This is a genomic window from Archangium primigenium (genome assembly GCF_016904885.1).
Taxonomy (GTDB): domain Bacteria; phylum Myxococcota; class Myxococcia; order Myxococcales; family Myxococcaceae; genus Cystobacter; species Cystobacter primigenius.
The window spans coordinates 7,989,391-8,010,169 of record NZ_JADWYI010000001.1 but is presented as its reverse complement, the minus strand read 5'-3'; the positions used below and the strand labels follow the sequence as shown (position 1 = coordinate 8,010,169).

General features: G+C 70.0%; 16 protein-coding genes. 7 read left to right on the top strand and 9 right to left on the bottom strand.

The genetic code is table 11. The annotated features are described in order from the left end of the window. Window positions 1-22 precede the first annotated feature (22 nt). The 6 genes from I3V78_RS32935 to I3V78_RS32910 all read right to left on the bottom strand — a co-directional run bounded on the left by I3V78_RS32935 (window position 23) and on the right by I3V78_RS32910 (window position 6,964). Window positions 23-697, bottom strand: a complete 675-nt coding sequence (locus I3V78_RS32935; protein WP_204493889.1) for a DUF4956 domain-containing protein — start codon at window positions 695-697, stop codon at window positions 23-25. Further along, window positions 684-2,366 carry a dTMP kinase gene (gene tmk, locus I3V78_RS32930; RefSeq protein ID WP_204493887.1) on the bottom strand — a complete coding sequence of 561 codons (1,683 nt, stop codon included), beginning with the start codon at window positions 2,364-2,366 and terminating at the stop codon, window positions 684-686. The genes I3V78_RS32935 and tmk overlap by 14 nt, the downstream gene beginning before the upstream one ends. Beyond that, the gene (locus I3V78_RS32925; RefSeq protein WP_204493884.1) at window positions 2,366-3,526 is read right to left on the bottom strand and encodes a porin; all 1,161 of its coding nucleotides are present in this window, start codon (window positions 3,524-3,526) and stop codon (window positions 2,366-2,368) included. Before I3V78_RS32925 ends, tmk begins: the two co-directional genes overlap by 1 nt. A gap of 20 nt (window positions 3,527-3,546) precedes the next feature. Continuing rightward, complete coding sequence (locus I3V78_RS32920) at window positions 3,547-4,287, bottom strand: VTC domain-containing protein (RefSeq protein ID WP_239576827.1); 741 nt, start codon at window positions 4,285-4,287, stop codon at window positions 3,547-3,549. Window positions 4,288-4,301: 14 nt separating this feature from the next. After that, entirely contained in the window at window positions 4,302-5,900 is a 1,599-nt protein-coding gene (locus tag I3V78_RS32915) for a CotH kinase family protein (protein WP_204493880.1), read from the bottom strand. A 152-nt stretch (window positions 5,901-6,052) separates the two neighbouring features. Beyond that, window positions 6,053-6,964, bottom strand: a complete 912-nt coding sequence (locus I3V78_RS32910) for a 1,4-dihydroxy-2-naphthoate polyprenyltransferase (protein ID WP_204493878.1) — start codon at window positions 6,962-6,964, stop codon at window positions 6,053-6,055. A gap of 238 nt (window positions 6,965-7,202) precedes the next feature. Between I3V78_RS32910 and I3V78_RS32905 the strand changes: the two genes are divergently transcribed. The 4 genes from I3V78_RS32905 (at window position 7,203) to I3V78_RS32890 (ending at window position 12,263) form a co-directional block, all read left to right on the top strand. After that, window positions 7,203-8,126: a c-type cytochrome gene (locus I3V78_RS32905; protein WP_204493875.1), complete on the top strand. Its 924-nt coding sequence runs from the start codon at window positions 7,203-7,205 to the stop codon at window positions 8,124-8,126. A 178-nt stretch (window positions 8,127-8,304) separates the two neighbouring features. Next, entirely contained in the window at window positions 8,305-10,200 is a 1,896-nt protein-coding gene (locus tag I3V78_RS32900) for a hypothetical protein (RefSeq protein WP_338023810.1), read from the top strand. Window positions 10,201-10,218: 18 nt separating this feature from the next. After that, window positions 10,219-11,301 (top strand): hypothetical protein, encoded by a 1,083-nt coding sequence (locus I3V78_RS32895; protein WP_204493873.1) that lies wholly within the window; start codon window positions 10,219-10,221, stop codon window positions 11,299-11,301. 263 nt (window positions 11,302-11,564) lie between these two features. Then, window positions 11,565-12,263 carry a thaumatin family protein gene (locus I3V78_RS32890; protein ID WP_204493871.1) on the top strand — a complete coding sequence of 233 codons (699 nt, stop codon included), beginning with the start codon at window positions 11,565-11,567 and terminating at the stop codon, window positions 12,261-12,263. A gap of 22 nt (window positions 12,264-12,285) precedes the next feature. Here the strand turns inward: I3V78_RS32890 and I3V78_RS32885 are convergent, their stop codons facing one another. Further along, window positions 12,286-13,269: a LysR substrate-binding domain-containing protein gene (locus tag I3V78_RS32885; RefSeq protein ID WP_204493868.1), complete on the bottom strand. Its 984-nt coding sequence runs from the start codon at window positions 13,267-13,269 to the stop codon at window positions 12,286-12,288. A 108-nt stretch (window positions 13,270-13,377) separates the two neighbouring features. On the opposite strand from I3V78_RS32885, the gene I3V78_RS32880 reads away from it, so the two are divergent. Beyond that, on the top strand, window positions 13,378-14,265 hold the full coding sequence (locus tag I3V78_RS32880; protein ID WP_204493865.1) for an SDR family oxidoreductase: 888 nt from the start codon (window positions 13,378-13,380) through the stop codon (window positions 14,263-14,265). A 16-nt stretch (window positions 14,266-14,281) separates the two neighbouring features. Next, a complete protein-coding gene (locus I3V78_RS32875; RefSeq protein WP_204493863.1) occupies window positions 14,282-15,289 on the top strand; it encodes an aldo/keto reductase in 1,008 nt (335 codons plus the stop codon). 16 nt (window positions 15,290-15,305) lie between these two features. On the opposite strand, the gene I3V78_RS32870 is transcribed toward I3V78_RS32875, so the two are convergent. After that, entirely contained in the window at window positions 15,306-15,965 is a 660-nt protein-coding gene (locus I3V78_RS32870; protein WP_204493860.1) for a glutathione S-transferase family protein, read from the bottom strand. 91 nt (window positions 15,966-16,056) lie between these two features. Then, window positions 16,057-17,490, bottom strand: a complete 1,434-nt coding sequence (locus tag I3V78_RS32865) for a glycosyl hydrolase family 18 protein (protein ID WP_204493858.1) — start codon at window positions 17,488-17,490, stop codon at window positions 16,057-16,059. A gap of 217 nt (window positions 17,491-17,707) precedes the next feature. On the opposite strand from I3V78_RS32865, the gene I3V78_RS32860 reads away from it, so the two are divergent. After that, window positions 17,708-20,683, top strand: a complete 2,976-nt coding sequence (locus I3V78_RS32860) for a TonB-dependent receptor (RefSeq protein WP_204493856.1) — start codon at window positions 17,708-17,710, stop codon at window positions 20,681-20,683. The last annotated feature ends 96 nt before the right edge of the window (window positions 20,684-20,779 follow it).

Below are 20,779 nucleotides of genomic sequence, written 5' to 3'. Positions count from 1 at the left end.
ACCGTCCCGGAGCCCGTGGACGTCAGCTCGGATCGATGGAGGCGCTGCGCACGCCGGGCAGGGCGGTGCGCAGCCCCTCCAGCAGTTGCAGTCCATCCATGCGCGGGGGCATGGCGAGCTCGAAGACGGCGGTGCCCGCCTGCGTCGTCGGCGCCTCCTGCTCGAGCGTGAGCATGCGCGCCTCGGGGTGGAGCGCCCGGAGCGGGGGCAGGGCCTCGCGCAGGTTCTCCACGTCCAGGGACAGCTTGATCCAGTTGGGCCGGGGCTGTGCCGTGAGGTCCAGGACGATGAGCACCGCGCCGAGGAAGCCCGTGGCGCACGCGGCCACCTGGAAGGCGCCGAGCCCGCAGGACATGCCCACGCCGATGAGCACGAACATGACGGCCGCGTCACGCGTGTCCTTGATGCCCGAGCGGAAGCGGATGAAGCCGCCGAGCCCCACGAGGCCGAAGGCGCGCGACATGCTGTCGCCGATGACCGTGGTCATCACCGCGCCCGCCACGGCGATGAGCAACTGCGTGTGCGCGGTCTCCTGCGGCATGGCCGGCGCGGAGGGCATGAACCGGCGCCAGGGCCGGTAGGCGAGCACCGCGCCGAGCACCAGCGCGAGGCTGAAGCGCAGGAGCGCCGCCTGGATGTCCAGGGCCTGCGGGCTCACCGTGGCGGCGGCCTGGGCCACCAGCTCAGGCGGAGGCATCACGCACCTCCCGCTCCAGCATCCGCGCGGTCCGGGCCGCCTGCCGCAGCAGGGCGAAGTCCCGGGGATGGGCCGTGAGCAGGCGCGTGATGAGCTCGCGCCCCCGAGTCGTCTCGGCCAGCGGCCCCAGGCTCTTCACCGAGGCGGCCGGCCAGGTGTCCGCCAGCGCCTGGCGCAGCCGCCACGCCGTGGCGCCGTCCATGCCCTCGAAGGACTCCAGCGTCTCCTCGCACTGCGCCCCGAAGGACTCGCGCAGCGCCCAGGCCCGGGGGTGGTCCAGCCCCTCCAGGGATTCGATGACGAGCTTGGTGGCGCGCACCGCGTGCTGCTCGCGCAGGGTCCACGCCCGCTCGTCGTCCAGCCCCTGCAGCGTGCGCAGCACGGCATCGGGCGCCGTCTCCCAGGCCTTCTGACGCCAGGCCCACGCCCGCTCGTCATTGAGCCCCCGGAGGCTCTTGCACGCCAGCCGCGCCACCTTCTCCTGGGTGAGCGCCGCCTCTGCGCCGCGCGCCGTCAACCAGCGCTCGCGCAGGGCCCACGCCCGCTCCGAGTCGATCCACCCGAGCGAGGTGAGCACCGCCTCGGGCACCGCGACGCCCAGGCGCTCGCGCAGGGCCCACGCCCGCTCCGAGTCGAGCCCATCCAGGGACAGGGCCACGGCCTCGGGCTGGCGCGTCTCCCAGCGCTCGCGCAGGGCCCACGCCTCGGGGTGGTCCGCGGCCAGGTTCTTGAGCGAGCCGAGCACGTGCACCGGCGCGGCCTCCTCCACCTGGGCGCGCAGGCGCCAGGCGTGGGGCGTGGTGACGCTGCCCAGGCCGTAGGCGATGAGCTCCGGACAGCGCGAGGCGAGCAGCTCGCGGCGCCGCTCGATGTCCGGTCCCTCCAGGCCCGAGAGGAAGAAGGCCGCGAGCGCGGGCTCCTCCACCGTCCAGCGATCCACCCGCGCCAGGTAGCGCGCCCGGGCCTCCTCGGGGGAGCGGGGCGCGGCGGACTCGCCCGGCGTGGGCAGGGGACGCCGGTCTCCGCTGCCCCGCACCAGGCCCAGCACCTCCTGGGTGAGCAGGGTGACGAGCGTGTCGAGCGTCACGTCCGCGTTCTCCACGAGGCGCCAGCGCTCGGGATTCTCGGCGGCGAGCGCCCGGTAGCCCGCGCGCAGCCGCGTCTGCATGCCCGCGCCGGCCAGGCCCTTGCGCGAGGAGACGCCCGTGTCCGACACGAGCACCTTGGACAGGCGGCGGCGGGCGCGCGCGATGGCGGGGTCCACGTCGATGAGGAAGACGCGCTCGGGCTGCAGGCCCCGGGCGCACGCGTCCATGATGGGGCGCACCGCGTCCTCGGGCAGGCCCCGGCCCCAGCGCGCGAGCACCTCGGCCGTGTAGAGGAAGCGGTCGGCGATGACGACCTCGTACTCGGCGAGCGCCGGACGCGTCACCTCCTCGAGCAGCTGCGTCTCGCGCGCGGTGTACAGCAGCAGCTCCGCCATGGGCGTGAGCGCGAGGTGGAGCGGGTTCTTGGTGAAGAGCCTCAGCCCCTCGGACACCGGCGAGGCGAGCTTGCCGTCCTCCCGGACATGCCGCACGCGCAGCCCCGCCTGGCGCAGCTCGCGCGCCACGCGGTTGGACAGCGTCGTCTTGCCGGAACCATCAATCCCCTCGAATACGATCAGCATCAGAAAATCACCTCGAGCTGCACCAGCAGGGCCCTTCTCTTGACCAGGTCATCATCCAGGGAGGCGAGGATCGCGGGCACCCGGGCCTCGGCCTCGCGGTGCTCGTACTGCGCCTGGATCCGCCAGCGCTTCCACTGGCCGAAGTTCAGTCCGCCCACCCCTTCCCAGAGCATATCGTTCACCGTCTCCAGGGCGGGATCGAACGCCGAGGCCATGACGAATGGCTCCAGGTAGAATTGGTTCTTCTTCACGCCGCCCACGCGCAGGGCGGTGATGGCGCGCGCGGTGAAGTGCTGGCCCGGGACGCTGGTGAGCACGGGCGAGCGGCCCACCAGGGCCTCCACCCAGGAGCGCCACTCGCCCCAGCCCAGGGGCAGGGCGTGCTTGAGGTCCACCCCCAGCGTCCAGTTGGCGTTCACGCCGCCGTTGGCCGCGGAGAACGCATCGCCCCGCGCCGAGGCGCCCACCTCCAGGGTGTCGAGCAGCTGCACGGTGCCGCGCGCCATGGGCACGAGCCCCAGTCCTTCCTCCAGGCTCGAGCGTCCCGCCTCGGGCTGCCACACCCCCGCGCGCACGCGCACCACGCGGGTGCACGTCAGGCACTGCCACTCGAGCTGCGCGCCCACCTGCCGGTTGGTGAGGTTGAGCACGCCGGGGTTGAGCACCTCGCGCGCCAGGCCCCGGCGGATGACGGGCAGCCGCGCGGCGGGCTCCAGCTCCACGAGCGACATCGGGGTCTTGAAGCGGCCCACGCGCACGGAGAAGCCGTCCACGAGCTTCATGGAGACGAAGGCGTCCTTGAGGCCATTGGGCAGGCCGTCGGTGACGTCGAACTCCACCACGGCCTTCACCCGCTTCTTCCACTGGTAGGTGAACTCCAGGCGCGCGGCGGGCACGGTGAGGCTGCCCTTGAACGTCTTGTCCTCCTTGGCGCTGATGGTTTCCCGGGTGCGCACCCGGCCGCCGATGGACCAGTTGCCCAGGGGCGTGTCCTGGCGGAGCGTCGCGTCGGGCCGGCTGCTGGGCGTGGGCGAGGGGTCCGCGGGCCCCTGGGTCTGGTCGGAGTCCTGCGCCCGGACGGGCGACACCCAGAGCATGGCGAGGGCGATCCCTCCGGCGGCCCACTGCCGGAGGGTGGAGGAACGGGAAGAGGTATGCACGGCGCGAGGCTCCTGGGGGTTCACTTCACGGCGGGCACGCCATCGAGCAGCGCGCGCATGCCTTGTTCGAACTTCGAGTCATGGGTCTCGAAGGCTTCCAACGTTCGCAACGCCTCCTCCAGCCAGGACGGCTGGGGGCCCCACCCCTTGACCTCCACGAGCGTGGCGGGGGCTTGCTGGATGAGCCGCGTGGGCGCCGCGGGCACGCCCAGCTGGCTGTCGCGCGGGGGCAGGGCGAAGACCAGGTCCTCGTCCACGGTGATGCGCACGCTGGCGTCGGCGTTGGCGAGCGTGCCCCGCCGGTACCACGCCATCACCCACGGCCGCACCGGGCCATGGGGACTGTCGCGCAGCAGCCGCGCCGCGGCGCCGCTCGCGGGCGGCTCCGCGCCACCGAGCAGCGCCGAGGCCTCGTCCGAGGTGATGGGCACGCGCACCTTGGTGCGCTGCTCGCCCCGGTTCGTCTTGAGCTCCAGGTAGCGCGTGCCGGTGAGCACCGCGGGCTGGGCCAGGTCCGCCGTGCCCGCGTACTCGCGCAGCCGCAGCCGCTGCGTGTGTCCGTGCCGGCACGAGTCGAGGAAGTCGAGCCGCTCGGTGTCGAAGTAGGTCGTCCGGGTGAAGGCGAAGGGCAGCCCGCTGTCGTACACGCAGGGCTTGGTCCAGGAGGCGGCGGCCCGCAGGAAGGTCTCCAGGGCCTCGCGCGAGGGCAGGAAGCGCCGCTCGCGGTCTTGCGACACGGGGGCGGGAGAGGGGGGATTCATGCGGGCCGCGGCACTCATGGGGTGACTCCCAACGCGGTCTTGACGTCTGCCTGACGCTTCGCCGCGAAGTTCAACAGTCCAGTGGTTCCACTGATCGCCGTCTCGAAGGACTCCGGCGTGCTCAGGAAGGTGAAGCCCGTGCGCTCGGCGTTCTCGCCCACGGCCCAGGGGGCGATGGTGTCGCGCGCCGAGGTGATGCGGGCGCGCAGCGCGTCCGGGCTCGCCGGCCCGTCCACGGCCTCCAGCAGGTACTGCCGGTAGAGCGCGGCGTAGGTGGGATCATCCATCAGCAAGCGGATGAGGGGCCAGCTGGCATCCGTGGTCTCCTGGGTGATGGACGTCGAGCGGCCCATGCCCTCGCCCATGGAGCGGTCATGGTCCCAGGAGATCCAGTGCAGGCGGTGGCCCTCCTGGGGGTGGGCGTAGAGGTAATAGTTGTGCGCCATGCCGCCGTACGCGTCCCAGTTCTGCATCACGGTGTTGATGGCGAGCCAGCGCAGGAATCCCGGCACGTCCAGCCGGGCCTCGAGGCCCGCGCGCCAGGCGGCGGCATCGGTGCGGTCCGCGTTGAGCGCGGCGATGGCCTCCTGCACGGGGCCCCAGCCCTGCTCCTCGTTCTTCTGGAGCGCGAAGGAGGCCTCGTCGAAGGCCTGCCAGCGCGCGCCCACGCCATCCGCCTCGTAGAGCGGGCCGTCATGGTCGCCGAAGTGCCGGTCGAGCAGCGAGTTGTTGTCCGCGTCCTCGTCCAGTGTGTACAGGCCCCAGTACTCGGGGCCCCCGCCATGGTCCACGTACAGGGCCACGAAGCCGGTGGTCGGCGCGGGCACGCCGAACGCGCGGTACACGTCCGCGGTGACCTTGTCGCGCATGAGCGACGTGTCGGCCGCGCCGTTGCCGAGCGACAGCTTCTTGAAGCCGTAGAAGCGCTGGCCGTCCGTCTCCGGGTGCGCCTCCTTGTACTTCTCGAAGTGCAGGCGCAGGGGCAGCTTGCCCACGCCCCGGCGCCAGGTCTCGCCGAGCGACGAGTTGCCCTTCATGCGCACGCCGACCTGGGGCCAGGTCTTCCCTTCGAACTTGAACGTCGCGGGGACGTAGACGGGCGTGTTGGGCACGATGTCCCCGCCGCCTCCGCCGCCTCCGCCCGGACCCCCGCCGCCGGGTCCACCGGGGCCGCCGCCGCCGCCGCGCGCCGGCTGGCAGAGCAGGGGAGCGCCATTGCGGCCCGGGGCACAGGTGCTGGTGAAGGTATTGCCCATGAACGTCGCGGTGCACGCGTCGCCCGCGGCCTTGCCCTCGCAGGCCTGGGTGAGCTCCGCGGGCGCGCCACCGCCGCCCCCGGGCGCGCCACCGCCTGGCGCGCCGCCGCCGCCCGCGCCGAAAGCGCCGAGCATGCCCGTCATGTCGTCCTGCATCACCCGCCAGTCCTCCGGCGTGAGGACGAGGTCGAAGCGGTTCACCCGGCTCGCGGGGAACACGACGTCATAGGCCGGAGCGGCCTTCTTGCCGTGGGACTCCTCGGACCAACCCTCGGGCCGCTCGACGCCGACCCCGCACGCCGCGCTCAGGGCGAAGGCGATCGAGGCGAGTGCTCCAAGGCGCGGGCGTCGTGACATGGCGTGTCCTCTCGAAAAGGGGACCCCGCGCGCGCGGTGAGGGCACTCGCGCAGGGTTTCGAGCAGGCACATTGAAACAAGCCAGTGACCCTTTGTTTACACGTTTGTGACGAAATATTTACTCCAGAAAAGATTTCCCCCCCTTGACCGCCTCACCCCTGGGTGCTCATCCACAGGCCCGCGCCGAGCATCACCCCGAAGACGAGCTCGAAGCGCGCCGTCTCGCCGAGGGCCTGGTTGAGGGCCGCGCCGGACTCCCGGAACACCCGCCGCAGCGGGGGCAGGGCCAGCGGCAGCGACAGCAGGGGCAGGAGCACCGTGGGGCCGGTGAGCTCCAGGCCCCACATGAGCACGGGGGTGAGCGCGGTGATGCCCAGCACGGCCGCGTACTGGAAGCGCCCGAAGCCCGCGCCCAGCAGCACCACCAGGGTGCGCTTGCCCACCAGCCGGTCCGTCTTCACGTCGCGCAGGTTGTTGACCGTGAGGATCGCGATGCCCAGCGTGCCGGGGACCAGGGCGCTCAGCCACACGAGCGGGCTGAAGTGTCCCGCCTCCACGTAGTAGGTGAGCGCCACGGGCACCAGCCCGAAGAAGATGAAGACGGCCACGTCGCCCAGGCCGTTGTAGCCCAGCGGGTAGGGGCCCCCGGTGTACGCGTAGGCGGCCAGCACGGAGACCAGCACCAGCACCAGCGCCGGCGGCCCCAGCATGTTCACCAGCTGCAGGCCCATGATGACCGCCAGGGTGAAGAACAGCAGCGTCGCGCCGAGCACCATCTCCGGGGACATCAGCCCGCTCTGCGTCACCCGAACGGGCCCGAGCCGCTCGGCCGTGTCCGCGCCCCGCTTGAAGTCGCAGTAGTCGTTGTTGAGGTTGCACGCGATCTGGATGAGCAGCGTCCAGCCCAGCGCCACCAGGAACGCCCCGGGCGCGTGGTAGCCGTCCCGTGCGGCCAGGGCATGCCCCAGCAGCACTGGGACGAATCCCGCCACCAGGGTCTTCGGGCGGATGGCCATCAGCCAGATTTGCAGGGAGCTGGGACTGCTGAGCGGAAGGGAATTCATGGCGCGCCTCCCCTGAGGTAGGCTTCCTCGGGATTCCAGTGGGGCGCTTCCCCACTCAAATCGCGAGAAAACATGGGTTCTCGGGACAGACCCCTCAAACGGGATCTTCTTCATTATTAAGAAAATTTGCTACTTTGGCTATACCTGATCGCATCGGACCCGGAGTCGTGTGGGACGACTCCCTGGGTTCACTGGGAAGGTCGCTCGTGAGGGCGGCCCGGGAGTACGGAGGCATCGAGTGAAGAAGAAACTGTTGTACGCGGCCCTGGTGCTGGTCCTGTTGGTGGGCGGCGGCATTGGCTTCGTGTCGTACCAACTGGAGCAGCCGGTGACGGCGCCGCTGCCCCCCATCAAGGCGAACACCTCGCCCGAGGCGGTGGCGCGCGGGGCCGTCATCTTCCACTCGATGTGCGAGGGCTGTCACCGCTCGCCCGGGTCCGAGCGGGTGACGGGGGCGCGCATGTTCGAGGTCCCCGCCTTCCTGGGGACGTTCTACTCGGCCAACATCACCCTGGATCCCAACGTGGGGATCGGCACGCTCACGGACGAGCAGATCGCGCGCATCATCCGCTACGGCGTCAACCGCAAGGATCGCATGACGATGATGGCGCAGTCGGCCATGTCCGATGACGACATCGCCGCGGTGCTCGGCTTCATGCGCTCGGGCGATCCCGTCTTCCAGCCGGACCCCGCGACCCAGCCGCCCACGCAGCTGTCCACGGCGGGCAAGCTCATCGTCTATCTGGCGGGGGGCACCAAGGTGCCGGATCGGCCCGCCTCGGGCATCCTCACGCCGCCGCGCACGGACAAGCTGGCCTATGGCCGCTACCTGGCCCACGACGTCTTCGACTGCGCGGGCTGCCACTCGCCGGGCTTCGACGCCAGCAAGGGCGTGGGGCCGGAGGCGTTCTCGGGCGGCTTCGAGTTCGAGGACGCCTCGGGCGCGAAGATCGTCGGGCCGAACATCACCTTCCACCCCACGGGCATCGGCAAGTGGTCCGTGGAGGACTTCGGCGTGGCCATCCGTGACGGCCTCAAGCCGGGGGGCTCGGGCATCCTGCGCATGCCCATGCCGCGCTTCCGCGGCCTGCAGGACGACGAGGTGGAGGCCCTGTACGAGTACCTCAAGTCCAAGCCGCAGCTGGCCACCAAGGCGGGCTAGCCCGCTCGGTCCGTCGCCGTGCCGCGTCGCCGTGCCGCGTCGCCGTGCCGCGTCAATGAGGAGCCGGCCCCCTCATTGGCGCGTGCCGGGCGGTTTTGTTAGCGTGATCGCCCGGAAGAGCGTCGCGCTCTGCCGTTCCCCTCTTCGCCCCCCCCCTCTCGGAATGAATGCTTCGAAGGTGCTGAGAAGCACGCTCTACGGCCTGTTGTTGGGACTGTCCGCGTGCCAGTTGTTGAACATCGAGGATGCGGAGAATGTCCCGGGCCGCGGCTCCACGGCGTTCGACCCGTATGCCGCGGCGGCCTCGGGTGCCATCAAACTCAGTCTGCAGATGTTCAACGGGTGCGCCATCCTGTCCAATGGCCAGCCGGTGGCCAAGGGCAACTCCCCGGTGCCGGGCTACCCCACCGAGTGCGCCGATCCCACGGCGGGCGATCCGTCCCACGCGCCGAAGCTCGTGCCCCAGCAGCGCTTCCAGGTGATGACGGACACGAAGTACTTCCTCAACCAGATCACCCTGACGGACACGGTGGCCAACGTCCACACGGACCCCAAGGACCTGGCGTCCGTGGTGCGCTGGATGCGCCGCGAGTCGCGCTTCAAGGATCTGGACTGGACGGACCTGAGCCAGGAGGGCGTGCGCTGGTTCGAGACCCTCTCCCAGGGCACGTGGTCGCGGGAGATCCAGTTCCGCAACGCCCGCTGGATGTTGTCCCAGGACGACTCCTTCACGCTGGAGGTGCTCGACAGCGACGGCTCCGTGCGCCAGACGGCCACGTACAACCGCCGGGACTTCGCGGGCGAGTCGTCCATGGCGGGCCACACCAACGTCTCCTACACGGTGGAGAACCTGCTGGCGCCGCGCTCGCCCTCGGACGCGGAGCTGCGTGAGGTGCCCAGCCCCCTGCCGGGCATTGGCGGCATCACGTACCGCACCATGGTGCGCGTGGACCTGGTGGGCTCCACCAACCCCTTCAAGGACTTCCGGGTGCTGGGCGTCTCGGGCGACGGCGCGCTGCGCCTCACCTGGAGCCTGATGCCCAACTCGCCCTTCACCATCCCCGTCACCTTCGTGCGGCCCAGCGACGTGGCCCCCACGTGCTTCAAGGACGACGACTCGCCCACGCCCTGCGGCTTCGGTCTGGATCCGCGCGTGCAACTGGGCCGTCCCAAGAACGGCCAGTTCTACGTGCCGGGCGAGCGCATGGACGTGGTCATGGACGTGCGGGATGGGGAGGGCAACCGCCTGCACCGCAAGGAGCTGCTGCCCAGCTACGCCGACTTCTACGCGGGCAACACCAACGGCATGCTCTACGCCTTCGAGGGCCACCTGCTCACGCAGGGTGAGCGCGACACCACCTCCGCCTACCAGGTGGTGGGGCCGCTGCAGGACCTGCGCACGTGGAGCGACGTGGCGGGCCAGCCGCCGTACTTCAGCGCCTCGGGCGCGGCCGCCGCCACCTACACCGCCATGGTGCCCGAGTTCGCCTCGCTGCCCATCATCCCGGGCTTCTTCACCGCGAACTGGCCCACGCGCACCACGGTGACGCTGCCGCCGGACGCCAAGCCTGGCACCTACGTCGTCCTGACGCGCTCGGTGCGCCAGTTCATGGGCGAGCGCGTGTCCAAGGGCAACGCGGCCTTCTTCCAGGTGGGCCAGGCCGAGCGCACCGCGTACCCGAACCGGGTGGGCAACTGCCAGACGTGCCACCGCGGCGTGGTGTCGCTGGACAACCTGCGCCATGGCTTCTCGGTGGACCACGTCGAGTCCTGCAAGGCGTGCCACATGAGCACCGCGGATCAGCCGGGCCGCATCCAGGACGAGATGCACCGGCTGCACATGAACTCCACCAAGTACCCGCAGAACAAGGCGGACTGCCGCATGTGCCACCTGACGCGCGAGAGCGCGGTGCGGCCGAGCCTCACCGTCTGCAAGTCCTGCCACCCCTCGGTGCACGGCGACGAGTACTTCTCCATGGCCTTCACCGACGTGGGCGGCCCCTCGCGCTTCAGCAACTGCGCCCAGTCGTGCCACGTGGACAAGACGCCCACGGGCCACATCCTCCCTGACTGAGTCGACGGAACCGCTCACATGAAACGCGCATCCCTCATTGGTTTGGTCTCTTCCCTGGGCGCGCTGCTGGGCAGTGGCTGCGGCGAGCCCGCGGCGCCGCCGGCCCCGGACAACGTCTACGTGGACCTGCCCGAGGCCAAGGCCACCGCCTCCGGCTACGCGTGGGACCCCGAGGCCTTCTTCCTGAGCGTCGCCTCGTGCAACGAGTTCCTGGGCGGCGCCTGCCCCATTCCGCCGCTGCTCGCGGACCTCACGCCCTTCCTGCCCCTGGCCTCGGTGCAGGGCGCCCAGGTGTTCGTGTTGGATCCCATCGCGCCGCCGGATCAGCCGCCCGCCTTCGCCCAGCCCACCGGGCCGGACGCGCTCTGGCGGGTGGAATCCCTGCCGAGCCGGGACGAGGTGCCCTACTTCGTCGCCAACACGGGTCAGGGCGCGCTGCTCGCGCTGCCGCCGGAGGCCACCGCGCCCCTGCCGCCCGTGGCGCCCGCGCCCTACCTGCCCACGGTGACGCTGCGCCCGTTCTTCACGGGCAGCAGCCGCTTCTGTCCGCTGGGGGAGTCCATCCACACGAGCACCACCGGCGTGCTGGACGCCGTGGCCCGCTACCGCTCCTCCAAGGGCCTGGCCACCAACGTGGCCGACTTCATCAACCCCGCCCGCTTCAGCGGCGTGCTGGTGTTCTGGCAGTACGCGCCCGCGCCGCTGCCCAACCTGCTCATCCCGGCCGATCGCACCACGGTGCAGGCCGCGCTGGGCACCAAGTACCACCTCGGCTGGCGCAAGCCCGGCACCGGCGGCAGCACGCAGTCCCCGCGCGGCTTCTACGTGGCCGACGGCGCCGCCTCGAGCCCCATCGGCGTGACGGTGGTGGTGCTCCCGGCCGGCTCGGTCACGGACCCCACGGCGCCCGTACAGTTCCTGCCCGTGGACACGGTGACGGACGCGGCCCAGGGCCGGCCCTACGTGTTCGCGCCGCTGCCGCTGCCGGCCATCCCCGGACTCATCTCCGCCATGTCCGTGCAGCTCGGCGCCGGCGGCCCGCCTCCGGACCCCTCCGAGGTGCCGTACACGCCCATCCCCTCGTTCCTCTGTCTGCTCTAGCCGGGCTTCACCCTCACGGGACGGCGCGCTCCGGGTCCTCCGGCAGCCGCCGTCCCGTTGTCGTTGCGGGCCCCGTGCATCCCCCCGAGTCCGTGGAATCGCAATCATTCTCAGGGTTTAAAAGCACTGCAATTTGACGCGTGCGGGCGAACTTCACTCGCTGTGTCTATCTTTGTTTACTTGGATGTCCTGAAATCCTATTTTGGCGGGAAGGAACGGTTTTTCGCCGTTCAGTTTCTGTGGATCAGGACGAGGAGACATCCATGAAGGCGTACGGAATCGCGCTGGTGTCGATGCTGTCCCTGGTGGGGTGCGGCGGCCCGGAGGACGTGGACGCGGCCGAGGTGCTGGGCGAGGAGTCCCAGGCGCTGGGCTGTGCGGTGAAGGGCGATGGGAAGACCACGCTGCGCTTCATCAACAAGTGCGGCTACACCGTCACCTTCGCGGGCAACAACATCTCCGGCGGCAACCTGGCCTCGGGCGCCGAGGCCTGCCGGACCATCGGCAACAACACGGACCACATGATCTCCAAGCGCTACTGGGGCTTTCGCCAGGGCGAGGATCCGGGCGTGGGCCGCCACTCGCTGGCCGAGTTCGGCTTCAACGAGAACGCCTTCGGCTATGCGAGCTGGGACTGGTTCAACCTGAGCCACGTGGATGCCCACAACCTGCCGCTGAAGATCATCCCCTACGAGCTGGGCGGCACCACCACCTGCTCGGGGCAGACGCGGAGCTGTCCGCAGAACCTGCTGACCAACTGCCCCGAGGTGGGCAAGCTGCGCAACAGCGCCGGCAAGGTCATCGCCTGCGTGAGCCCCGAGCGGGACAACAAGAACAGCGCCGTGGCGAAGTTCTTCGACTCTGGCTGCGCGCAGTCCTACTCCTGGTCGGGCGATGACGCGGGCCCGATGGCGGCCTGCAACGCCGAGGACTTCGACATCGTCTTCTGCCCGGCGAACTGAGCAGGCGAGGGCGCCCGTTGTCTCAGGGGAGCCCCTCCGGTCCCTCGCGACGCGTCCTCCGCGCGCGAGGGGCCTCACCCGGCGAGTCCTCGCGCGTCAGGGCGACGACGAAGTCCAGGAAGGCGCGGACCTTGGCCGACATGAAGCGCGTGGCGTGGTGGTACGCGTGGAGCGGGTATGTCTCCTCGGCCCATTCCGGCAGCACCTGCACGAGCCGCCCGTCCGCCACGAGCTCGCGCGTGTAGAGCTCGAGCACCTGGGCGATGCCCTGGCCCCCGAGCACCGCCGCGAGCAGCGGGCCGCTCCCATTCACCATCAGCTGTCCGGAGACATTCACGGGGACGACCTTCTTGTCCCGGATGTACTCCCAGCCGAAATGGCTGCCGGTGGCGGGGTCTCGCATCAGCACACACCGGTGCTTCTCGAGGTCGCCAGGCCGCCGGGGCTGCCCGTGCCGCGCGAGGTACGCGGGCGAGGCGCAGGTGATGACGCGGGTGCGCAAGAGCAGCCGGGACTTCAGCGCCGACGGCTCGGGGATGCCAAACCGGATGGCGACGTCGAAGCCCTCCCCGACCAGGTCCCCCATGCGGTCGCGGATGGCGAGCTCCACCGACAGCTCGGGGTGCTGCTCGAGGAAGGGGGCGAGACGCGGCGTCAGCACGAACTGCGCGATGCCTTCGTCCACGTTCACCCGCAGGCGGCCGCGGACCCGGGTCGAGGCATCTCCCGCCTCGTTCGTCGCCTCCGCGATGGCGGCCAGGTGGGGCGCGACCGACTCGTAGAAGCGGCGCCCCTCGTCCGTCAGCGCGATGGCGCGCGCGGTCCGGTGGAACAGGCGGATGCCCACCCGGCTCTCCAGGCGCGCGATGGCCCGGCTGACCGCCGACTGGGTCAGCCCGAGCGCCTCGCCCGCGCGCACGAAGCTGCCGGACTCCACCACCGCGCTCAACATTCCGAGTTCGTTCAGCGAATGCCGGTCGAACCCGCGAGACCTATTTGGCGTCATGCTTAGACTTTCGAGGATGCACGTGCGGAAGGCTCGGCGCGCGCGCACGATGCCCTCGAGACCCGCCCGTGAACTCACGGCGCGGCGACAACCCCGAGGGAATGAACCATGCGAGTCTTCGTCACCGGCGCCACGGGTTTCATCGGCTCCGCCATCGTACAGGAACTCATCGGCGCGGGGCATGAGGTGCTCGGCCTGGCGCGCTCGGACGCCGCCGCCCAGGCGCTCGTCGCCGCCGGTGCGCGGGTGCACCGGGGCCAGCTCGATGACCTCGACAGCCTGAAGCGCGGCGCGGCCGATTCCGAGGGCGTCATCCACACGGCCTTCATCCACGACTTCTCGAACATCTCGGCCTCGGGAGTGACGGACCGGATCGCGATCGAGGCGATGGGCGAGGTGCTCGCGGGCTCGAACCGGCCCTTCGTCGTCACCTCGGGGCTCGCGGGGGGCCGGGTGGGCACCGAGGACGAGTTGCCCCAGGAGGGCTCCGGGCCGTCGCACCGGCTCGCCTCGGACCGGGCCACGCTCGCGCTGGCCTCGCGGGGCGTGCGGGTGTCGTTGCTGCGCCTGCCGCCCTCGGTGCACGGCGATGGGGACCATGCCTTCGTGCCCGCGCTCATCGGCATCGCGCGCCAGAAGGGCGTCTCCGCCTACGCGGGCGAGGGACGCGATGCGTGGTCCGCGGTGCACCGGCTCGACGCGGCGCACCTCTACCGCCTGGCGCTGGAGAAGGGCCAGCCGGGCGCCGTGTACCACGGCATCGCGGACGAGGCCGTGCCGACCCGGGAGCTCGCGGAGGTGATCGGCCGGCGTTTGAAGGTGCCCGTCGTCTCGAAGTCGCTCGAGGACGCGGCCGGGCACTTCGGCTGGCTGGCGCCCTTCTTCACGCGCGACATGTCGGCCTCGAGCACGCGGACGCGGGCCCGGTTGGGCTGGCGGCCCCAGCGGCCCGGGCTGCTCGCGGACCTGGAGCACGGCCACTACTTCGACACCTGAGCGCGGAGCGGACGACATGACCACGATGAACGACACGCGGTTGGGCACGCAGGGGCCGTCGGTGTTCCCCATCGCCCTGGGCTGTATGGGCATGGGCGCGGGGAGCTGGTACGGCGACAGCGACGAGGCCGAGAGCATCGCGACCATCCACGAGGCCATCGAGCGCGGGGTGAACGTCCTCGACACGGGGGACTTCTACAGCATGGGTCGCAACGAGCTGCTGGTGGGCAAGGCGATCCGGGACCGGCGCGACAAGGTGCTTCTGAGCGTGAAGTTCGGGGCGCTCCGGGGGCCGGACGGCGCGCACCTCGGGTATGACGCGCGGCCGGCCGCGACGAAGAACGCGCTCGCGCACAGCCTGACGCGCCTGGGCGTCGATCACATCGACATCTACCGGCCCGCGCGCCTGGATCCGAACGTGCCCATCGAGGACACGGTGGGCGCGATCGCCGATCTGGTGAAGGCGGGCTATGTGCGCCACATCGCGCTGTCCGAGGTCGGGGTCGAGACCATCCGGCGCGCCGCGAGCGTGCACCCCATCTGCGATGTGCAGCTCGAATACGCGCTGGTGAGCCGGAGCGTGGAGGCCCGCATCCTCCCGGTGTTGCACGAGCTGGGCATCGCGATGACCGCGTACGGCGTCCTGAGCCGGGGCTTGCTCACGGGCGCGAAGCCCACGGGAGGACGCGACATCCGCGCGCACCTGCCGCGCTTCTCCGCGGACAACGCGGAGAAGAACGATCAGCTGGTGGACGCGCTCGCGCGCATGGCGGCGAAGAAGGGCGTGTCTCCGGCACAGCTCGCCATCGCGTGGGTCCGGGCGAAGGGCGTGGCGCAAGGCGTGATGATCCTCCCGACGCTGGGGGCGCGCACGCGCAGGCAGCTCGCGGACACGCTGTCGAGCCTCGAGGTGTCCCTCTCCCAGACGGAGGTCGCCGAGCTGGAGGCGGCGGTGCCCGCGAGCCAGGTGGCGGGCACGCGCTACGCGGCGGCGGGCATGGCGACCCTCGACAGCGAGCGGTGAGCGGACCGCGCGGGCCTCAATCCCGTTCGGGCGCGCCCAGGGGGAAGAGCGGTCGGAACGGCCGGGCTTCCTCCACCGCGCGGGCGAAGGACGGGCGGCCGAGCAGCCGCGTCCGGTAGGCGCGCAGCACGGGATAGGCCTCCGAGATCCGGTGGGTCCAGTCCGCGTAGAACAGCGAGGGCGCGGCCGCGCAGTCCGCCAGCGTGAAGTCCGCCCCCGCGGCCCAGGTCCTCCCGGCGAGCTTCCCCTCGAGCCAGGCGTAGGAAACCTCCAGCTTCTTCTCCGCGAGGGCCTGTCCCTCCTGGCGCTTCACGGGGTTTCCGGTCAGCGCGCCGTCCACCGCGTGCTGCGCCGCGTTCATCACGTGCAGGTCGAAGAAGCGGTCGAGGAAGCGCACCTCCAACGCGGCCATCGGGTCCGCGGGCAGCAGGCGCACGGGTCCGGGGTGCACGAGCTGCAGGTACTCGATGATGATGCTGGTCTCGGCGAGGTCGCGCTCGCCATCCACCAGCAGCGGGAACTTGCGCAGCGGCCAGCGCCGCAGCCACTCGGCCGAGTGTTGCGGCGTCTCCGGCCCGATGGTGCGGAACTCGAAGGGGGTGCCGTTCTCGTACAGCGCGATCAGGACTTTCTGCGTGTACGAGGAGAAGGGATGGCCATAGAGCGCGAGGGACATGGTGCGGCTCGTTAGCCGAGACCGCTCGGGACATGCAAGGGGTTGCGCTCCGTCCCCCTGGCATGTCGCGAGTCATTGCGAGGGACGGCTGTCAGCAGTTGCCGACGAGCTCCCACGCGCCCCACTCGCTGCCGGTGGGCGTCTCGTTCTGGGTCCACCACTTGGCGCGCCACAGCTTGCCGCCGGAGGTGGCCTTGTCGTCCTTCACGTAGGCGCGCGTGGCGTCCCAGGCGGACACGCCCGAGCAGGAGCCGGTGCCCGTGCCCTTCACGGTGATGGAGACCGCGGCGGAGACGGTGGACGCGCCCTCGTTGTCCGTGGCCCGCGCCGTCAGGGACCAGGTGCCGGCCGCCGCGTTCGTCCAGCTGAGGCTGTACGGGGCGGAGGTCTTCTCGCCCACCTTGGTGGCGCCCGCGAAGAACTCCACCTTGGCGATGCTGCCATTGGAGTCCGAGGCGTTGGCGCTCAGGGTGATGGCGCTGCCCTGCGAGAAGGACGTGCCGTTGGCGGGGGAGGTGAGGCTCACGGACGGCGCGGGGTTGTTGGACGAGGTGCCGCCGGCCACCTGGTAGATGGCGTTGAGCAGCGAGGTGGAGCCCGAGGTGTCCTGGGAGATCTCCCAGATCATCACGCCGCCGCCCCGCTGGAGCGCGAGCTGGGTCTTGCTCTTGATGGTGGGGATGCCGTTGTAATAGATGCCGTTGACCACGTCCTTGTTGGGCGCCTGCGCGTCCATGCCCACGAGCTGCGCGTAGGTGTAGGCGCCGTTGGACGAGTTCTTGCCGTAGAAGGGCACGCCCAGCACCGCCTTGGACTTGGGCAGACCCCGGCCGAGCCAGTAGTCCATCGACTGGACCGCGACTTCATACGACGAGTGGGGGTAGCCCATGTCGTAGGCCATGATGTTGAGCCAGTCCACGTCGGCGAAGGACGAGACGGGGATGCCGTCGCCGCCGTGGGCGAGCACCGCGGCGGTGAGCCCCTTGCCCTTGCCGTGCAGCGCCGTACCGAGCTGCTTCATCAGCGTGCCGAAGTTCTGGGCCGAGGCGCCGGGATCCGGCCACTCCCAGTCGATGTCCACGCCGTCCAGGCCCGCCTGATCCACGAAGGCGAGCACGTTGTTGACGAAGGTGGTGCGCGCGGTGGCGTTGGCGGCCAGCTGCTCGAAGGGCGAGTCATTGCCGTCCATCCAGCCGCCCACGGCGATGAACACCTTCACGCCGCGCGCGTGGCTCGCCTGGACGAGCGACTGGAGGCGCGCATCGCCACTGCTCACGCCATACAGCCCGCCCTGCGCCGTGGGCAGCAGGAAGGAGTAGTTGATGTGGGTGAGCTTGTCGTACTGGATGGCGTTGACGTCGCCCTGCCACGTGGGGAAGTACCCGACGACGCGGGTGCTGAGCGCGCCGCGCTCCAGCGTGTCCGTGGGCTCCTGCTCCGGGATGTCGGCCGGGCCCGAGCAGGCCACGAGGGTGGCGAGAAGCGATCCAACCGCCAGCTTTCGGAGTTCGAATGGGTTGCGCAAGAAGACTCCTCCAAGGAATTCCAGGAAGAGGCCCGGTCACGTGATTTCGGGTCAATCAGGAGCCCAGAAAGAGTTCACTTCGATCGCGTTTCAAAATTTATGAGGTCAACGAATCGCGATGGCCGCGCGCGTCAATGCGCGGTCCCCTCACCCGGGGAGGACCGGCCACACCCGGACGCCGTTTACCCGCCGAGAGGAAGCGTCTAGATGGGGGGCAATGACCGGAATCGCTCGGGACACCTCAGGCAACCGCATCCAGAACAACCTCCACCCGGACCGCTGCTCCCCCTCGTGGAGCGCGCGCTTCATCCGTCTCTGGGGCGTGGGGGGACTCCTCGTCTCGCTCACGGCCGTGCCGGCGCTCGCGCAGCGAACGACGGCGTCCATCCGGCTCGGCCTCACCGCGCTGAGCGGACCGGCCACGGGCGTGACCGTGGTCGCGGTGAATACCCAGACGGGCTTCGCGACCCAGGGCACCCGGCGCACGGACGGCTCCTTCTTCCTGACGGGCCTCGCCCCCGGTGAGTATGTGCTCACCGTCACCCAGCCCGATGGCAAGGAAGCCTACCGGACCGTCACCGTGCAGATCGGCCAGACGGTGGACGTGAACATCGACGTCGAGAAGGACGTGTCCCTGGACATCGGGCAGGGTGAGACCGTGCTCGTCCAGGGCAAGACCCTCGAGAGCACGACGTCCGAGATCGCCACCAACGTCAGCCGCGAGCAGATCGCGAACCTGCCGCAAAACAACCGCAACTTCCTCAACTTCGCGGCCCTCGCGCCCGGCGTTCGGGTCTCCAACGACGAGTTCAACAAGAACTTCTCCTCCGGAGGGCTCGAGGCCCGCAGCACCAACGTGTTCGTGGACGGGGTGAGCCTCAAGAACAACGTCATCGAAGGCGGTCTGGTTGGCCAGGACGCGAGCCGGGGCAATCCCTTTCCCCAGCTCGCGGTCAGCGGCTTCCGGGTCATCACCCAGAACTACAAGGCCGAGTACGAGCAGGCCAGCGCCGCGATCATCTCCGCGATCACGCGCTCGGGTGGCAATGAGTTTCATGGCGACCTCTTCTTCACCTACCAGAACGAGGCGCTGATCGCCCCGAACTACTTCGCGCTCGAGAAGGGCGAGCTGGAGCGGCCCAAGGAGCTGCGCTCCCAGCTCGGCGCGGCGCTGGGCGGGCCCCTGGTGAAGGACAAGCTGCACTTCTTCCTGACGTACGAGGGCAACCTTCAGGACCGCGCGAACCTGGTGTCCATCGGCAATCCGACGGCGGCGAACCTGGCCCGGTTCGGCGGCTTCGAGGGCAACTTCGGCAGTCCGTTCCGGGAGCACCTCGGCTTCGCGAAGTTGACCTGGAAGCCCGCGGGCAACCAGACGCTGGATATCAGCGCCAGCCTCCGGACGGAGACGGACATCCGTGGCTTCGGTGGCCTGACGAGCTTCGAGAGCGCCGAGAACGTCCGCAACAACGTCACCACGGCCTCGGCCAGACATCAGCTGCGGTTCGGAGATCTGACGAACGAGGCCACGCTCCAGTACCTCGACTCGCAATTCAACCCGATCGCCACGAGCCTGGGCGCCGTGGGGCGCGACTACGAGGGCGTGGTCCGCGTGGGTGGCCGCGACACGAGCCAGGACATCCGCCAGCGGGCGTTCACGGTGCGCAACGACGCGACGTTCGCGAACTTCAACTGGCTCGGCCAGCACGTGGTGAAGACAGGCGCCAAGCTGTCGTTCCAGCACTATCAGATCGAGCGCACGCTGTTCGGCAATCCGCTGTTCCGCTTCCGCGAGGATGCCGAGAATGGCTTGAACTACGACTTCCCGGCCGAGGCCGCCTATGGCGTTGGTGATCCGAGGGTGTCCGCCAACAACACCCAGGTGGGCGTGTACGTCCAGGACGACTGGGAGATCGCCAAGAAGCTGACCGTGAACGTGGGTCTGCGGTGGGATGTCGAGACCAATCCCCTGAACAATGACTACGTGACCCCGGCGGAGGTCCGCGCGGCGGTGGAGGAACTCGCCAACACCGTGGCCCAGACGAACGGGCCCGACTTCTTCCCGGCCAAGGACTACCTGACCAATGGTCAGCAGCGTCCCGTCTTCCTGGGCGCGGTGCAGCCCCGCCTCGGCGCCGCCTTCGACGTGCTGGGCAATGGGCACACAGTGCTCTTCGCCGGCGCCGGGCGCTATTACGATCGCAACCTCTTCAACACCGGCGTGGACGAGCGGCTTCGCCTCCAGTACCAGAGCCGCACGTTCTACTTCTCGCAGGACGGTGCTCCCCGCGGCGGCCAGCCGACCATTGCCTGGCGGCCCGAGTACCTGAGCCGGGAGGGGCTCGACTCGCTCATCGCGAGCGGTGTGGCGCCCGCCCCGGAGATCTACCTGCTCAACAACCGCACCCGGCCGCCGTCGAGCGATCAGCTCAGCGCGGGCTTCCGGCAGCAGGTGGGCCCGATCAGCACCTCGGCGACGTTCACGCACATCCGAGGCCAGAATGGCATTGGCTTCTATCCCGCCAACCGCCTGTCGACGGGCAACCGCGACTTCATCCCCACGCCGGGCGGCTTCGGCGCCGTCATCATCTCGGCCAGCGACCGGACGTCTGTCTACAACAGCCTGCAGATCTCGGCGGAGAAGCCCTACTCGACGGAGTTCTCGGCGGGCGGCGTGTCGTGGGGCGCCTCACTGGCCTATACGCTCGCGGTCGCGAAGGAGCGGGGCGGGCTCTTCAACTTCGACTTCCCGACCATCAAGGACAGCCCGCTCGCGCCCTCGGGTGCCGACGAGCGCCACCGGCTCGTGCTCTCCGGCATCGTGGGCCTGCCCCTGGACTTCAAGCTGTCGACGCTCGTGACGCTGGGAACGGGCCTGCCCTACACCATCTCCGATGCCTCCCGGGGCTTCGCGCCGGACGAGTTCGTGCTCCGCATCAACGAGGGTCGGGCGGAGGGCTTCATCCAGTTCAGCCAGGTGGACGTGCGTCTGGCCAAGGACTTCTCGATCACCAAGGGCCACCGGGTGGGCGTCTTCGCCGAGTGCTTCAACCTCCTCAACACGACGAACTTCGGCGGCTACGACGGCTTCCTGCCTCCGACGACCGAGACGGCGAACCCGAAGTTCGGCCAGCCCACGGCCCTGGTGGGACCGACGCGCAGCTTCCAGTTCGGCATGCGCTACGGCTTCTGATTCACGGCTCGGTTGAGTCCGTGGGAGACCCAGGCGAGTCCAGGCGATTGAGGGGGGCCTGGGCTCGCACATGCAAGCGTCCTGACCTCTCGAACT

Coding starts and splice junctions, on each gene's coding strand:
- I3V78_RS32935 (WP_204493889.1), bottom strand. CDS start 697: ATGCCTCCGCCTGAGCTGGTGGCCCAGGCCGCCGCCACGGTGAGCCCG.
- I3V78_RS32915 (WP_204493880.1), bottom strand. CDS start 5,900: ATGTCACGACGCCCGCGCCTTGGAGCACTCGCCTCGATCGCCTTCGCC.
- I3V78_RS32875 (WP_204493863.1), top strand. CDS start 14,282: ATGACCACGATGAACGACACGCGGTTGGGCACGCAGGGGCCGTCGGTG.
- I3V78_RS32920 (WP_239576827.1), bottom strand. CDS start 4,287: ATGAATCCCCCCTCTCCCGCCCCCGTGTCGCAAGACCGCGAGCGGCGC.
- I3V78_RS32910 (WP_204493878.1), bottom strand. CDS start 6,964: ATGAATTCCCTTCCGCTCAGCAGTCCCAGCTCCCTGCAAATCTGGCTG.
- I3V78_RS32895 (WP_204493873.1), top strand. CDS start 10,219: ATGAAACGCGCATCCCTCATTGGTTTGGTCTCTTCCCTGGGCGCGCTG.
- I3V78_RS32860 (WP_204493856.1), top strand. CDS start 17,708: ATGACCGGAATCGCTCGGGACACCTCAGGCAACCGCATCCAGAACAAC.
- I3V78_RS32890 (WP_204493871.1), top strand. CDS start 11,565: ATGAAGGCGTACGGAATCGCGCTGGTGTCGATGCTGTCCCTGGTGGGG.
- tmk (WP_204493887.1), bottom strand. CDS start 2,366: ATGCTGATCGTATTCGAGGGGATTGATGGTTCCGGCAAGACGACGCTG.
- I3V78_RS32870 (WP_204493860.1), bottom strand. CDS start 15,965: ATGTCCCTCGCGCTCTATGGCCATCCCTTCTCCTCGTACACGCAGAAA.
- I3V78_RS32885 (WP_204493868.1), bottom strand. CDS start 13,269: ATGACGCCAAATAGGTCTCGCGGGTTCGACCGGCATTCGCTGAACGAA.
- I3V78_RS32880 (WP_204493865.1), top strand. CDS start 13,378: ATGCGAGTCTTCGTCACCGGCGCCACGGGTTTCATCGGCTCCGCCATC.